This window comes from Lysinibacillus sp. RC79 (genome assembly GCF_041262405.1).
Taxonomy (GTDB): Bacteria; Bacillota; Bacilli; order Bacillales_A; family Planococcaceae; genus Lysinibacillus.
The window spans coordinates 1-15,558 of the sequence record NZ_JBGCCD010000007.1 but is presented as its reverse complement, the minus strand read 5'-3'; the positions used below and the strand labels follow the sequence as shown (position 1 = coordinate 15,558).

Sequence of the window (15,558 nt, the reverse complement as noted above, 5' to 3'; positions counted from 1 at the left end):
AAAAATACACATCTGTACCGATACAGATGCGTAGGAGGATGTATATGCTTAAATATGAATTAATCTATTCCAAGCTATTGAACCAAATACAAACAGGTGCCCTACAGTCTGGTGCAAAGCTCCCCTCTATTCGTAATTTATCACAAGAATTTTCTTGTAGTAAAAGCACCATTTTGACCGCCTTAAGGAAACTGGAAGATCAGCATCTTATCTATGCTCTATCCAAAAGTGGTTACTATGTTGTTGACAATCAACTCCCAGATAAGCCACAAGAGTACAATTGTATAGATTTTGCGACATCATCACCTAGTTGGCATGCATTCCCCTACAAGGATTTTCAGCATTGTATTAATAAAGCTATTGAGACATATCAAGCAGACTTATTTCGATATGGCACAGCAAAAGGATTACCATCGCTAATTATAGAAGCAAAAAAATTGTTAGAATCGTATCAAATATTCACAAAGGAAGATAATATCTTTATCACTTCTGGTGTACAGCAGTCTCTCTTCTTGTTAAGTGTTATGCCATTTCCTAATAATCGGACAACAATTCTAGTAGAACAACCTAGCTACCATCTATACATGGATTATTTAAAAACATATCAAATACCAGTAATGGGCATTAAAAGAACATTAAAAGGACTAGATTTAGCAGAGTTAGAAATTATTTTTAAGAAGCATGACATTAAGTTTTTTTATACAATGCCACGCCTGCACAATCCTCTAGGTACTTCCTTTAGTAAAAAAGAGAAGGATGATATTCGAAAGCTTGCCTATAAATATAATGTTTATATCGTTGAAGATGATTATTTAGCGGATTTCGATCAAAATACAAAAAATGATCCAATATTTACAGATGATACTGAGGAGCATGTTATATATTTAAAAAGCTTCTCTAAAATTATGTTTCCAGGCTTACGTATTGGACTTGCTATATTACCAAATGCATTCATTGATATTTTTCAGAAACATAAAAATACCACAGATATTGATAGTTCCATGATTTCACAAGCTGCGCTAGAGCTATATTTAAAAAGTGGTATGTTTGAACGCTACCAAAAGAAAGTGAGCGAATCCTATACAATACGTGCCAATATACTTCAACAATCCATTAAAACTTATTTGCCAAAATATCCAGCATCTACAGAAAGTTGCATGCATAGTCATATCGTATTGCCAAGGGAGGTCAATACAAATATGCTTATAAAGCATTTAGCACAGCAGGACATTTATTTAGATACAATTGATCGTAATTATTTAAATGGTTTTTACCGAGAACGAATTTTAAAACTAAATGTTTCGAATGTTGCTGACCAAAAAATTGATGTCGGTATAAAGGGAATTGCTCACGCCCTTAGAAGTCCTAATAACTACTTTTAAATAGGACAGGATTCATTCATGAAAATTTGGTGCTAGACATATAGTTAGACATCATCATTTGGTTCAATAAGGAGGATTATATGCATTCGGAAAAAATGAGACTAAGAAAGATTCAACATCTTGCTCATGAAATTACTGATGAAATGAATAAAGGTGAAGAACTTACTCACTTAGAAACATTGATTCCTGTTATTGATAATTTACCTCGTGCCATTGGCGATTTAACAGATTCCTATGGAAAGTATTCATTAGATTATGTAGAGGAAAAAGTGAAAAATGCTCATGCGCTTTTATTTAGCAAGGTAAAAGTCGATGTCTATTTATAAAGATATGGGAAAAGGGTAACCATTAATATGGTTACCCTCAAAAAATTTAATGTGTTTCAGGATTAAAAGTTTTGCAATCTGTTTCTTCACTATTAGATGCCTGTTGTCCCTTTTGACTTACAACATAGATTTTTTCTGCACCACATCTGTTTCCAGAGTTCCAAAATGTACAGTTATTGACTTCACAAAGAATTTCTTGTGCCATTGTTTCCACACCTCCTCTTTTTTTATCATTAACAAAATTGAAGTATTCAATACAGAAGGTGTAATGAAACAGAAGTATATGGATGTTTACTGGCTTCTGGTAAAGAAACTCATCCATAATTCCCAAAAATGCTATTACCTACATGAAGGTAATAGCATTTTTTTCGCGCATTATTCAATAACTTTTGTCGGTGTTGCCTCTTGAACAATTATCATGCCATCATATGCCTCAGCAGGTGTCATTTTAATTGTATAAAGCATCTGTGTGAACTTGTACCAAAAGCTAAAATCATCTCCGATATTGCCCATTCTTTGTTCTTTTGCTACGATGTCAGCTAACTCCTGAGATTCATTAGCCTTTTTAAAGTCAACATAGAAAATATTGTCCTTGACCTCACTAAAGGCGTCTACTAAAGCATTATGATGCTCAATCGTATAATTTTTTCTTTCGCCAGACCCATTTTGTGCCTGAAACGTATTGTTAACAAAGTCAATCCCAATAGCAAAGTATGCATCTTTATACACTTCGTCTAAGTATTGGCCCATAGATTTGTATCCTGCCACATTTGCAGAAGTTTTCTCTATATGTCCATTATGAGCAGACATTAGTACTTTATCATGACCTTGAGCCGCTTCAAAATCAACAATCCATTGTAAGTTGTTCGCTAAATATTCATCACGAAGATTCATATAATTACTGTCATTTAAAAATAATTGCGTTCGCTGCTTCATAATTTGTGCATATTGAGCAGCAAATAAATAAGCTTCTTTCGACGATTGCTTTTCATAAGAGTCTTTATTTGTTTGTAAATCTTTTATGATTGCATCAATATTTTTGTCAAGCTCCTCTAGCTGACTAGTTGATAAATCTCTCATTGTGTTATTCGTCACATCTTTTAGCTGTGCCTTATATTTCTTAGCACCTTCACTATTGACCACTTCGTAATAATCTAGTAACCCTTTTTTACTATAATCATAGCGTTGCATATCGTTACCGTAAAAATAAATTTTATCTTTCTCATCGGCAGTCATATTATAATCATGCATCCATTGTACAAACTCAATCATTTGCTCCGTTTTGTAGATACCATAATCCAAAGCTTTTACCGCTTCCTCAGCTGTGCCAGTACCATTTAAAATAAACTGATTAATTTGCTGAGCGCCACCAAAATCCCCTTCTAATACAAAAACACGGACATTTTCATTTTTAATTAGAGCCTGAAATACATCCTTCTTTAATGTTTGGAATTCAACGTTCCCATGTGTTGCTTCTCCAAAACCTATTACTTTCACATCATTTGGAATGTCGATATTTTCAACCGCGGATGTATATTTTGAAGCATCTTTAATGGCTTCTCCCTTGCCGCATCCCAATAGAGATAACAAAAGAAATAATGCTGAAATTAATAAAAAGCTCTTTTTAACAAATACCATTTATAAAAATCTCCCTTAAAAGTTTATCCCTTATAACAGGCAGTAATCGCCCGATCGGTGAAGACTAATAATCAGTGGGGGGAAGTAAATTCCCACTAATTAAAGATTCATTTTATACAGCTTTTCGTTGGAAATATAAATATCCTCCAAGGAAAAACAGTAAGAACCCTCCTCCTACAACTGTTAATAATTGATCCCAAGGCACGAAGAATACATCACCTGTATTGCCACCTATATTCATCATCAAGAAGGGCTGCCCCCATGGATAATAAGGTCCAAAACGTGCAGAATTGACTGCTAATATAGACGGTAAAGTGAAAATAACGTTTACTGCAAATGGAGCAGCAAAACTTTTAAACATAATGGACATCCAAAGCTGCAACGCGACTAATGGCATTGTCGCTAACCATCCGCCAAGAATACTTTTCCACACAATTTCCATTGGGAAAGGATCTGAGTAGCCTTTCATAATACCTACTACATATATAGAACATAAATATAGTATCTGCATCGCCATCACAAGAAGCATAATTAATACATACTTTGCAACAAACACTTTCCCTCTTGTCACAGGTAGTGCTAAAAGTTGTTTCCAGCCACCAGATTGGTGTTCATATCTACAAATAAGACTCGCAAATACTCCTGAAATTAAAGGTAGGAATAATAGTGCATACAATAAATTCATAGAAATTAATGAGCTATACCATTCATTAATTTCAGAATCTGCCATATCACTAAAATTCGATGTTAACCCGATAAAAAGTCCGATTATGGGCCCTGCTAAAATTATTGGCACCATTTTAGATTTTCGTAATTTAAACCATTCAGCGCTCAGTATAGACCACATTTACTTTACATCCCTTCTAGCGAAATCTATCATTCCGATAATATACAGTAAAATACCAATGCCTACTCCAAGCATGACATTAATAACGGGCTCATCCCATTGATTCATTAACGATGGCCATTTCCAAATCATCCAATCAGGCAACACATATGAGGAATAGGCAAAAATCACGCCGAAAATACCTACTGTAATTGGTATCCCCTGATTATGACAAACGCTTGCAATCCAAAGCTGAAGTGCCAATATTGGCAACGAAGCTAAATATGGATAATAAGCAAATTTAGCAAGTTCCGCATACGGTATGCTATCCCCTAAATTTAAAAAGACTCCATAAGTTAGTGTCAATAGCATTAAAATCGTAGAAGACAAGAACAGTAAAATTGCTAGAACAGTGAATTTTGATAAATACACTGTTAATTTAGACACAGGTAGTGCAATTAATTGCTTCCAAGCGTTCGTTTCATTTTCAATGCTCGCCATAAATGAAGTTAAAATAGCAATCCCTAACACGATAGCAAGTGGTGTAAATGAATGAACGTTTAATAAATAGTAGCCCCAATCGTCCTCGCTTTGCTCTAACAAATAGTCCTTCCTTACACCGTAATTCACCATTTGTAGAGCAACAACACCTATTGGTCCTAATGCTGTTAAAAACCATAATCCTTTGCGTTTAATTTTCAAAAAGTCAGAAGTTAACAGTTTTCCTATCATAGCGCTTGCTCTCCTGTTGTCATTTGAAGGAAAATTTCCTCTAATGATCGTTTCTCTTCCTCTACTCGATAAACCGAAATACCTTCTTGTACAAGGATTTGTACAATATGCGCTACTTTTTCATCTGAGCATTCATCGAATAAAATGAGGTCATCCTTATGTTCTGCCTTAATGCCATGTGCAACCAGTGAACGCCAGCCCTTTTCACTATCGCTCACTTTAATTACTACCTTTGGCTGGGCAAATCTACGCATTGCTTCAATTGAATCTTGGAAAATCATTTTCCCCTTTGTCACAATGCCTACTTGTGTAGCCATTTGATCAATTTCAGATAATAGATGGCTTGAAATAATAATCGTCATTCCATACTCTGAAGGAAGTCGTTTAATTAAATTTCGAATTTCAATAATACCCGATGGATCAAGACCATTCGTTGGCTCATCTAAAATAAGTAATTCAGGATTATGTAGTAAAGATGCAGCTATACCTAAACGCTGCTTCATCCCAAGAGAAAAGCCTTTGACTTTTTTATCTGCAGCATCCTTCAAACGAACAATTTCTAATACTTCATCGATGCGTGACTTCGGTACACCTAAAATTTTTCTTAACGCTTCTAAATTTTCATAAGCCGTTAAATGTGGATAATAAGAAGGGTTCTCTACTAATGAACCAACCTTTGCTAAAATATTAATTCGTTCTTTCGTTAAATCTTTTTGGAAGATTTTAATTGTCCCAGAAGATGGCTTCATTAGTCCAAGAAGCATACGAATCGTCGTAGTTTTTCCCGCTCCATTAGGTCCTAAAAATCCATATATTTCACCTTTGCGTATTTTTAAATTTATATTTGATACAGCTTGCTCTTTACCAAAGCTCTTTGATAAATTTTCTGTTTGTACGATATATTCCATTGTCCTCACCTCTGTAATTATCATAAGCAATGAAGGTTAAAAACAGGTATGGCCCAAGTTTAAATTTTGTTTAAAAAAGACTCTTTATATAAGTTGATTGGATTGGATTGGAGACTGGTCGACTCCTTGGGGATCAGCAATAGAGGAACGAAGGCTAAAAACATCACGTCCTGTGATAACGCCTTCGTGACCAACATCGTGTTGGCCCGAGACCCTGGAGCGAGCAACGCGAGTGAAGCGGCTCATCGGACGCCCCCAGGAAAGCGCCCAGTCGGAACGGAAATCCCACGCTATGGTAAGGCTCTATGCTTTTCCATATGAATCTGCATGGATTATGAATCAAAAAAACAGCATGCCATAAGCTTTGCTGGCATACTGTTTGGACAATTACTGAAATGAAGCATGCTTTAACATGCTTCACGAATTATTCTATTTATAATGTTTAATTTTAATCTTTGTGCCGGATTCGCTCGACTCAATATCCCAGTCTAAGTTCATGCCCTTCACCATAATATCAACAATAGATAAGCCGATACCGGCACCTTTGGCATTGGATTCATTTTTCATTCCGTTTCCGTGATCCTTTATGATAAATGCCTCATAATGTTCCGTTGATTCGGTTTCTACGCCAATATATTTCCCACTATTCGCATGACGTAAAATATTTTGAAACAAATTATCAAATATACGCCCAAGCCAAATCGGATCAATTTGCCATTCATTTTTCTCAAATGGATGTATCTCAATATCGATTTCAAAGCTTTCCTTTTCAAACACTGGATACCAAGTAGTCATTTGCTCACGCACAAAACGAATAACGTTGATATCTTTCGCCTCAAATTTATATTTACTAGCCGTCAGCAATGTATAAGACATTAAATTTTCTATTAAAGCATCAATATTAACAATCGACGTTTCCATTGCCTTAATCGCTTTCTTTCCATCTTCTGATAATACCTCTTTACTAACTGAATATGATTGTGCTCGTATTTTCGTTAATGGTGTTCGTAAGTCATGTGATAAATTAGCAATCAATTCACGTCGTAGCTGTTCTTCCTTCTGCTCACGATTCTTACTCTCCCTAAGCTCGCACACCATACGATTAAAGCTTTGTTCGAGCTGACCAATTTCGTCCTTCTTCTTGACCTTCGTTTCAATAGGTAAACCATCTACATCACGTATTTCCATCGCTTCTTGAAGGTGTAATAGTCGTTTTCTAATCCCTCTGAAAAATAAAAAAGAGACTATAATGTAAAATAAAATAATCGCAATAACACCGAAAAATACAAATGCTCCATATTTTTCATAAACATTCCTAATTGGTGGCTTAAACACTTCTTTAGTAATCTCAAAAACGATAAACCCATTTGATTCATCCTCACCTAAAAAGGCAATGACGGTAAATGGATCCCCACCATAACGCTCTTTTATAAATTTTGTAGTAAATGCTGGTGTCCATTTTGATGGCAACTGCTCCGTCACATTCAATGTTGTGAGCAATCTACCATCCTCACTTACCCAAAACATAGATGCTTTAGGGTATTGTTTTTTCCAATTTTCAAAGTGCTGAACAATTTCTTCCTCTGTAACATTTTTTATACCTTTAGCCTCTGCATGCCATTTTCCCTCTACTTTACTCTCAATCTCTGCTCTATTCGAAAGATCATCTTGTCCATTTTGGGCAATCCCTAAAACAAAAAGAGGTATGACGAGATAGGCTATTTGAACAATAGAAATAGCGAGCAGTATTATAAACATATACTTTGCTAATAATGATCGAAAAAATTTCATAGCTTCACCCTATATCCAATGCCACGAATGGTTTCAATAATCGTCGGCTTGGCTGGATTTATTTCTATCTTTTCTCTTAAGTATCGAATATGCACCATCAATGTTTTATCGCCTTCTATGTAACTTTCTCCCCAGATACCTTCATAAAGCTGTTCCTTCGTTAAAATTTGATTTAAGTGGCGAATAAAATACTGTAATAGATAGAATTGCTTACCTGTTAATTGAATTTCTTCATCCGTCTGCTTATTGATAATCCGCATATCTCTCGTATAAATTTTTAAATGCTGAAGATCTAGCACATCATCATTTTTCTGATATCTTCTTAGTAAAACCTCAACACGAGCTATAAGTTCATCTGGGTGGAATGGCTTTGTCAAATAATCATCCGCAAAGTTAAGCCCCTCTATTTTATCCTCTACAGCAGTTCGTGCTGACAGCATTAAAATCGGGATTTCTTTATTTTCCCGCTTAATTCTTTTGCCAATCGAAAAGCCATCTAAGCCTGGCAGCATCACATCCAATATAGCGATATCCTTAAAAGCTATGTGCTGATCGACCTCTTCTCCAGATTCAAGCCATGTAACCTCATATCCTCTTTCTGTTAAATCCTTTGTCACCCATTGACCAATCTCTTTTTCGTCTTCTATGTACAATATGCGATACAATGGTAATCCTCCCAATCTACGATAGATTTTAGAAATAAATGTTATTCTGTATTATACGATTTCATAGATTTGTACTCAATCGTTGTCTGTAAAGTGAGAGATTCATTTAATAAATCACATCTAAGGCTAGGGGTATGTCGATAAAATTAAAAAGTTAGGTGATAAATTTTAAAAGTTGGTAATAAAACTAAAAAGTTGGGCGATAAATTTTAAAAGTTAGGTAATAAAATCAAAAAGTTGGGTGATAACTTTAAAATTCCATCGATAAAACAAGCTAACCATCAAAAAACGTATTTGGATCCCCCAAATACGTCTTTCTCTTTAATTATCAGTAATAATCAACATATCATTATCATCAAACTGCCACATGTCTCCATAGGCAACTTCCCAATAGTAGCCGTTTGGATCTTGGAAATAGCCACTATAACCACCCCAGAATACTGTTTCCGGCTCCTTGACGATTTTCGCTCCTGCCTTTTTAGCTAAATCAAATACTTGATCAACTTCTTCTTTAGACTTTCCGTTATAAGCAAGTGTAATACCGTTAAAGCCATTGCCGATTGCTGGTGGGTTTGCTTCGTTAATATCTTTTACTAAACGGTCAAGCGGAAACAGTGAGATTTTTGTCCCCCCATTATTAAAGAAAATAACATCCGGATTTGTTTCCTCGCCGTAAACAATCACTTCAAACCCCAGACCCTCTCGATAAAACCTAAGAGACTCGACCATATCTTTTACACCCAACGTAATTAGATTTAAACGATTCATCTATCCATCTCCTTTATAAAAGCATCAATTACTTATTCTATTTCAAGCAGCGAATACCCTTCCAACTTCTAGAAACGGTTTATTTTACTTCTGTCCATATACTTTTTGTATAAGCCATTCTTAATCCACAGCGCTCCATATTATTTTGGCTGATGGATGCAAATTTCGCGTGACCTATCATTAAACTACAATTTTGTTGAAGAGCTTCGTTGATACGAAACTGTATTAATGCTTGGTGAATCCCTTGATTTCTGGCAGTTGGTTTCATGGCAGATGCGGCTAAAATGGCTGTTCCATTATTTATATACAAGGAGCCAATACCAACGTCCTCACCTTCAAGAGAAGCGATATAAAACGACCAACCTGGCTTGTCATACAAAACTTTATTGTTTGCTGTGACACTTTCTGCTAAAAATGCTGGCATACCAAAACCTTCAACATAGATATTTCCGTAACGATCAAATTCGGCTTCATCGATTTGTCTTATTTTAATGGAAGAATTCTTTGTTTTCCCTACCCTCTCTTCATTTAGCTCACAATATAATGTTGCATGAAAATCACTCTGAAAAAGGCCAGCATTATGTAACTTTTGTAGCGAAGTAGCATTTGCATATTGAGGGGCTAAATCAAAACGAGCTGGTATTTCTCTTGCTCTATAAAAGCTAAGGATTTTATCTATCGTATTCTCCGAACTAAAACTATCGCCCTTTACCACATTGTAAGAGGGACCGGGAATGTTTTTAATGGCGAAAGCATAGGCACCATCAAATTGACCAACCTTCACTCCCATTGCATTGTTCTGAATTTCTTTAATTGCATTCAGCCTTGATTCGAACATCTTTATTTCGATCTTTTCTAAGTGATTTGCAAAGTTTTTTGTTATTACCATACGTTCACCAACCCTTTTCGAAGATTCAATTTTCTACCATTAATTGTAACGCATATAGAGGACTGAACCACGTAAACTAATAAAAATTTCTTACAGCGAACCATTGATATTCCACAAAAGTAACCTCCACGTTTCTATGAAACTAAAAAGTGCGTACTTTTTTTTGCAATGGCATGGAAGCATAATAAGAAAGCAACAAAGAACAGATGAAAATTGGAGGACAGAAAAATGATTAATCATTTACAAGATAAAATTACATTAAATAACGGCTTACAAATGCCTGGTATGGGTCTAGGCGTATTTCAAGTACCGAATGATGTCACAGCAGAAATGGTGAAAAATGCGATCGAGGTTGGTTACCGTAGTATCGATACTGCTGCTATTTATGGTAATGAAGCAGGTGTTGGTGAAGGTATTAGTCAGGCACTAGCAACTACTGGTTTAAAACGTGAGGATTTATTTATTACATCAAAAGTATGGAACGATGGCTTGAGCTATGAAGAGACAATTGCAGCATACGAAGACAGCTTAGAAAAATTAGGGCTAGATTATTTAGACCTCTATCTCATTCATTGGCCAGGTAAAAATAAATTTGCAGAAGCTTGGAGAGCACTCGAAGATTTATACGAGCAAGGGAAAATTAAAGCTATTGGGGTATGTAACTTCCAAGTTTCGCACTTACAGGATCTTCTTAAAATAGCTCGTATCAAACCAGTTATTAACCAAGTGGAACTTCATCCACGATTACAACAAACTGAGGTACGTTCATTCTGCGAAGAGCACAATATCCAAATGGAGGCTTGGGCACCATTAATGCAAGGTGGACTTCTTGATAATGAAACTATTTCAAAAATAGCCGAAAAATACGGGAAATCAAATCCTCAAGTTATCTTGCGCTGGGATATTCAAAATGGTATCGTCACAATTCCAAAATCTGTGCGCAAAGAACGTATGATTCAAAACGCTGATATTTTTGATTTCACACTAACTGATGAAGAGATGGCGATCATTAACGCCATGAATCTAGATCAACGTGTTGGACCAAACCCAGATGAGTTTGATTTTGTCATGTAAACGATAGCTATGTAAAAGTGAAAGAGACTGTCTTATTTTCTTAGTATAGAAAACTCTTTTAGACAGTCTCTTTCCAATTTATTTAAGATGTATGCATCATCGCGATATCTTCATCACGTTGCATTAACAGTACATCTTCACCTTTATCTTGCATCACTTCGATATGTTTTTCACCCCAAGTGCAAAGGATGTTCAGCACAGGGTCCATCTCTTGACCATAAGGTGTTAGCGAATATTCAACTTTTGGCGGTACTTGATTGAAAACCTTGCGATTAATTAATCCAGACTGCTCTAATTCACGCAATTGGCTTGTTAGCATTTTTTGCGAAATGCCTGGAATTAATCGGCGAAATTCATTCGTACGAATCTTACCATGGTGGGTTAGATGACAAAGAATGACCGGTTTCCATTTACCCCCAATTACTTCAAGAGTGGCTTCGACACCAATATTATAAACTTTTTTCATTGTAAACCCCCTGTAATATTCAAAAGTAACTAAAAGTACCCTACATAACTTTCTGGTATGTATGAATATTACTATACACTATAAAAAAAATCAAAGGAGATATTAATAGAATGAAAAATACAAAAGTGCCGAATGCTAAACTAACATTACTCGCACTTGCGATCAGTGCTTTTGGTATTGGCTCTACAGAATTTATAAGCGTCGGACTTCTACCATTAATTACAGAAGATTTCGGTATAACGTTAAGTACTGCGGGTTTAACCGTATCCATATATGCACTAGGTGTAACTATTGGTGCACCGCTTTTAACAGCCTTAACATCGCGCCTTAGTCGTAAAAATGTATTGCTGCTCGTCATGGTGCTTTTTATTATCGGGAATTTACTTGCAGCTCTAGCACCCTCATTCTCATTACTACTTGCCGGCCGTGTTATTTCAGCATTAGCACATGGCGTGTTTATGTCTATTGCCTCTGTTATCGCTGCAGATGTTGTGGCACCTAATAAACGAGCAAGTGCAATAGCTATTATGTTCACAGGGTTAACAGTAGCAACTGTGACAGGTGTCCCATTAGGAACTTTTATTGGACAAGTTACTGACTGGCGAATGTCGTTCATTTTTATTGTCGTTATTGGTATTATTGGATTAATTAGTAATGCTCTGCTTGTGCCTAGTCAATTATCGAAAGGCAATCCAATATCTATTCGCGATATCGGGAAAGTATTAGGGAATATACGAATGCTATTAATTCTCTTTATTACAGCAATCGGATACGGTGGCGTGTTTGTAGTGTACACATATGTTTCCCCTATATTAGAGCAATATATGGGCTATTCACCTCAAGCAATTGTCATTATCTTAGTTGTATTTGGTATCTGTGTTGCTATCGGTAATACATTAGGTGGTCATTTTGCAAATAATAACCCTTTACGTTCTATTTTTATTATCTTTATCGGCTTAGCATTAGCACTACTCGGCATCGGCTTCTTTTTAGAATCATCAATCGTTGGATTAATGATGGTCTTTTTGATGGGGCTATTTATGTTTATGAATGTGCCAGGATTACAACTTTATGCCGTTCAACTTTCAGAAAAATATATTCCATCAGCTATTTCAATGGCTTCAGCATTAAATATTTCGGCCTTTAACATTGGCATTTTTCTAGGGTCATACATTGGAGGATTCATCATTCGCCACCAATCATTAGCGCATACACCTATATACGGATTCTTCATGGTGATGCTTGCCGCTGCTACTACGTTCCTATGGTTAATCTTCGATAGAAACAAACAATAGGTACGTTGCTTATAAGTAAAAAAATGCGAGGAAGGTGCTGTCTAAAATGCCCCTTCCTTTTTGCTATTTATTAGATTCAAGGAAAGTATCATCAAAATATGCCTTGAAATTTGGATACAGATAGTCTAATGACGATTGAATATCGGCATCATCATCAAATAAAATTTCATGTTCAATTTCATATATTGCACAATTTTCTTCATCAGCATTATTATTTAAATCAATACAAATTATTTTTCCATACTCTGTATCCCATGTAAATGGAAGATATCCTAAACTACATAATGATGGATTAAACATATCCCTTACGTTATTTAAAGGTTCTTCAATACTTTGGTCAGGTATTACATCAAAATAATGATGATACGTTGAAATAAAAGCTTTATACCATTCGGGAAAATTAAGTCCGAACTCTTTTTCTAACGTTTGAATTTCTTCCTCTGTTACAGTGGAAGGAATCATTCTCCACATAGACCACTCTGCATCGATATCAACTACTTTCATTTCTTCAGGTACGTCAGGGCACATCCACCTACAAAATCCTTCTTCAGACACCTGATTATAACGTTCATAGTAAACTTCAAAACCATTTTTTATGTATGCACGAATTTCCATCTTAATAACTCCTTTTGAAGAAGAATAAATTGGTCAAGATTTAAGCCATTGAACTGAGCCCCTTTTCGCTCAGGCTTTTCAAAGCGTCAGCCATTAACACCGAAAGTCTTTGTTGTACATAATATAGAGTATCAGCTATAGGATAGGAGGAATTTAGTTGTATTACAATCCTTATTCGTATTTTGTCTATCCTAATTATTATCCGGCATGGGTAATGGCAAATCAACCAACAATTCAACACCCTTCTAGCCATCTAGCAATGCCGACAAACCCAACGAATAGAAGTCCATTTCCAATTGTCAATACAAAGAAATTGAAGACTTCTGCGAATCGGATCAAGGTTATTATGCAGCAAGCACAATTACTTACGGATAAAATTGATGAATCAGAGCAATTTGCGCATGATCTTATGAACGCAGCACAACAATCAAATAAAACAGAAGTTGAAAAGTTAATTGCGTCAACAGGCATTACTATAAAATTCGAAACTACCTATACACCAGATGGATTTCGTATAACATTTACTGAAAGTAGCTGTTGTAAGCTAACACTAATTTTGGGTTGGTGACGAGTTGGTCCTTTGAAGAGGGCCCTCTTTTTTTGCCTTTAGCATCTTTATGAATTTTAACCATGTATCCCTATTGAACTTGTAAACTATAAATAAATATGCTAAAGTACTTGTAATCGTTATTTCTGAAAATTCTTATATTGCTTTTTCTTATCAAGAGAGACGGAGGGATTGGCCCTATGAAGTCTCAGCAACCAGCCTATAGGTATGGTGCTAATTCCAATTGGCGAAATTTAGCCTTGAAGATGAGAAGACTTACTTTAGTTGCTTTGCACAAGAGTCCTCTTTCTACAAGGAGGGCTCTTTTTTATTGTTGCATCCAAAAATAATTAAAAGAAAGCAGGAAGATATTATGGCAAACGAACTTTTACAAGCTATTCAACTATTGAAATCGAAAGAATGGGTGGATTTAACACATACATTTGGTCCTAATTCGCCCCACTTCTTTATGTTTGATGATGCAAAATTTGAAACATTATTTTCCCATGATGATGGCTTCTTTGCGCAGCAATTCACTTTCCCTGGGCAATACGGAACACATATCGATCCACCTATCCATTTTGTGCGAGATACGCGCTATTTAGAGGAATTGGAGCTAAAAGAACTAGTCCTACCACTAATCGTTATAGATAAATCTAAGGAAGCCGAAATTAATAACGACTTCACATTAAGTGTTCAAGATATTCATGATTTTGAGGCTGAATATGGGGAAATCAAAGCAGGTACCTTCGTTGCGCTGCGTACGGATTGGAGTAAACGTTGGCCTGATAAAGAGGCTTTCCGTAACAAGGATGCGGATGGTAATAATCATATTCCTGGTTGGGGATTAGAAGCATTACAATTTTTATTCAACGAACGAAAAGTAAGTGCTATTGGCCACGAAACCTTTGATACGGATTCAGCAACAGATTTTCGTAAAAACGGTAAGCTAGATGGCGAATATTTTGTGCTTGAGCAAGATACTTACCAAATTGAGCTTATGACAAATTTGGATAAGCTCCCTCCAAAAGGTGCTGCTATTTTCAATATTGTACCAAAGCCTGAGAAAGCCTCTGGATTCCCTGTGCGTTCATTCGCAATATTACCTTAAAAGATAAAAAGGTCTGGTTCACAGAATTGAGCTTCAGGAAGCCCACTTCTTCAGAGGTTGGAGGAATGAAGTGCTTTTTTCTTTATAGAACATATGTTCATGTTGTATATTGTGAATAATCAAAAAACAAAGGAGTGACGGGTAATGGCGAAAGGGAAGAAAGATTATTTTATTATTGAACTCAAGTTACTTATAGATACATGGCAAAAGGATATTCTATTAAAACGTTTTGAAATTGCCCGTACACTCTATAATACAACTTTGTCTTATGCAGTAAAAAAATATACTTTAATGCAAGAATCAAAACACTATCGAAAACAATTACGTTGCTACCAAAAAGCGAAAAAATCTAATGATACAAAAGAATTGAAGTAGACCGCAAAAGAATTAGATATCATTCGCCAATCTTTTGGATTAAGTGAATATCAACTGCATGCGTATATTAAAAAGCATCAACATAACTATAAAAAACATATAGATAGCAATACTTCTCAGAAAATCGCCTCTACTGTCTGGAAAGCGGTT

Annotated in this window: 18 protein-coding genes and 1 riboswitch; of the genes, 7 read left to right on the top strand and 11 right to left on the bottom strand. The window is 35.7% G+C overall.

Annotated features, from left to right (window positions below):
* The first annotated feature begins 44 nt into the window (after positions 1–44).
* Positions 45–1,382 (top strand): aminotransferase-like domain-containing protein, encoded by a 1,338-nt coding sequence (locus ABH968_RS08830; protein WP_370043682.1) that lies wholly within the window; start codon positions 45–47, stop codon positions 1,380–1,382.
* 80 nt (positions 1,383–1,462) lie between these two features.
* Entirely contained in the window at positions 1,463–1,708 is a 246-nt protein-coding gene (locus ABH968_RS08825) for a group-specific protein (RefSeq protein WP_370043681.1), read from the top strand.
* A gap of 46 nt (positions 1,709–1,754) precedes the next feature.
* Here ABH968_RS08825 and ABH968_RS08820 read toward each other — a convergent pair whose 3' ends face one another.
* From ABH968_RS08820 to ABH968_RS08780, 9 genes are all read right to left on the bottom strand, one after another.
* On the bottom strand, positions 1,755–1,913 hold the full coding sequence (locus tag ABH968_RS08820; protein ID WP_082172635.1) for a DUF1540 domain-containing protein: 159 nt from the start codon (positions 1,911–1,913) through the stop codon (positions 1,755–1,757).
* 170 nt (positions 1,914–2,083) lie between these two features.
* A complete protein-coding gene (locus ABH968_RS08815; protein WP_370043679.1) occupies positions 2,084–3,346 on the bottom strand; it encodes an erythromycin esterase family protein in 1,263 nt (420 codons plus the stop codon).
* Positions 3,347–3,458: 112 nt separating this feature from the next.
* A complete protein-coding gene (locus tag ABH968_RS08810) occupies positions 3,459–4,193 on the bottom strand; it encodes an ABC transporter permease (RefSeq protein WP_370043678.1) in 735 nt (244 codons plus the stop codon).
* Positions 4,194–4,904, bottom strand: a complete 711-nt coding sequence (locus ABH968_RS08805; RefSeq protein WP_370043677.1) for an ABC transporter permease — start codon at positions 4,902–4,904, stop codon at positions 4,194–4,196.
* On the bottom strand, positions 4,901–5,812 hold the full coding sequence (locus ABH968_RS08800; RefSeq protein WP_370043676.1) for an ABC transporter ATP-binding protein: 912 nt from the start codon (positions 5,810–5,812) through the stop codon (positions 4,901–4,903). The genes ABH968_RS08805 and ABH968_RS08800 overlap by 4 nt, the downstream gene beginning before the upstream one ends.
* Positions 5,813–6,241: 429 nt before the next feature.
* Positions 6,242–7,603 carry a HAMP domain-containing sensor histidine kinase gene (locus tag ABH968_RS08795; RefSeq protein ID WP_370043675.1) on the bottom strand — a complete coding sequence of 454 codons (1,362 nt, stop codon included), beginning with the start codon at positions 7,601–7,603 and terminating at the stop codon, positions 6,242–6,244.
* A complete protein-coding gene (locus ABH968_RS08790) occupies positions 7,600–8,268 on the bottom strand; it encodes a response regulator transcription factor (RefSeq protein ID WP_370043674.1) in 669 nt (222 codons plus the stop codon). Before ABH968_RS08790 ends, ABH968_RS08795 begins: the two co-directional genes overlap by 4 nt.
* A gap of 321 nt (positions 8,269–8,589) precedes the next feature.
* Entirely contained in the window at positions 8,590–9,036 is a 447-nt protein-coding gene (locus tag ABH968_RS08785; protein ID WP_370043673.1) for a VOC family protein, read from the bottom strand.
* A gap of 79 nt (positions 9,037–9,115) precedes the next feature.
* Positions 9,116–9,925 carry a GNAT family N-acetyltransferase gene (locus ABH968_RS08780; RefSeq protein WP_370043672.1) on the bottom strand — a complete coding sequence of 270 codons (810 nt, stop codon included), beginning with the start codon at positions 9,923–9,925 and terminating at the stop codon, positions 9,116–9,118.
* 228 nt (positions 9,926–10,153) lie between these two features.
* On the opposite strand from ABH968_RS08780, the gene ABH968_RS08775 reads away from it, so the two are divergent.
* Positions 10,154–10,999 (top strand): aldo/keto reductase, encoded by an 846-nt coding sequence (locus ABH968_RS08775; protein ID WP_370043671.1) that lies wholly within the window; start codon positions 10,154–10,156, stop codon positions 10,997–10,999.
* A gap of 82 nt (positions 11,000–11,081) precedes the next feature.
* Here the strand turns inward: ABH968_RS08775 and ABH968_RS08770 are convergent, their stop codons facing one another.
* Entirely contained in the window at positions 11,082–11,465 is a 384-nt protein-coding gene (locus tag ABH968_RS08770) for a winged helix-turn-helix transcriptional regulator (protein ID WP_370043669.1), read from the bottom strand.
* Between the two features lie 110 nt (positions 11,466–11,575).
* On the opposite strand from ABH968_RS08770, the gene ABH968_RS08765 reads away from it, so the two are divergent.
* Positions 11,576–12,760: an MFS transporter gene (locus tag ABH968_RS08765; RefSeq protein ID WP_370043668.1), complete on the top strand. Its 1,185-nt coding sequence runs from the start codon at positions 11,576–11,578 to the stop codon at positions 12,758–12,760.
* A gap of 63 nt (positions 12,761–12,823) precedes the next feature.
* Here the strand turns inward: ABH968_RS08765 and ABH968_RS08760 are convergent, their stop codons facing one another.
* Positions 12,824–13,375: an SMI1/KNR4 family protein gene (locus tag ABH968_RS08760; protein WP_370043667.1), complete on the bottom strand. Its 552-nt coding sequence runs from the start codon at positions 13,373–13,375 to the stop codon at positions 12,824–12,826.
* A gap of 157 nt (positions 13,376–13,532) precedes the next feature.
* Between ABH968_RS08760 and ABH968_RS08755 the strand changes: the two genes are divergently transcribed.
* The 3 genes from ABH968_RS08755 to ABH968_RS08745 all read left to right on the top strand — a co-directional run bounded on the left by ABH968_RS08755 (position 13,533) and on the right by ABH968_RS08745 (position 15,408).
* A complete protein-coding gene (locus tag ABH968_RS08755) occupies positions 13,533–13,943 on the top strand; it encodes a YuzC family spore coat inner layer protein (RefSeq protein WP_370043666.1) in 411 nt (136 codons plus the stop codon).
* A gap of 147 nt (positions 13,944–14,090) precedes the next feature.
* Positions 14,091–14,195, top strand: a riboswitch (SAM riboswitch).
* A 100-nt stretch (positions 14,196–14,295) separates the two neighbouring features.
* A complete protein-coding gene (locus ABH968_RS08750) occupies positions 14,296–15,033 on the top strand; it encodes a cyclase family protein (RefSeq protein WP_370043665.1) in 738 nt (245 codons plus the stop codon).
* A 144-nt stretch (positions 15,034–15,177) separates the two neighbouring features.
* Entirely contained in the window at positions 15,178–15,408 is a 231-nt protein-coding gene (locus ABH968_RS08745; protein ID WP_370043664.1) for a hypothetical protein, read from the top strand.
* The last annotated feature ends 150 nt before the right edge of the window (positions 15,409–15,558 follow it).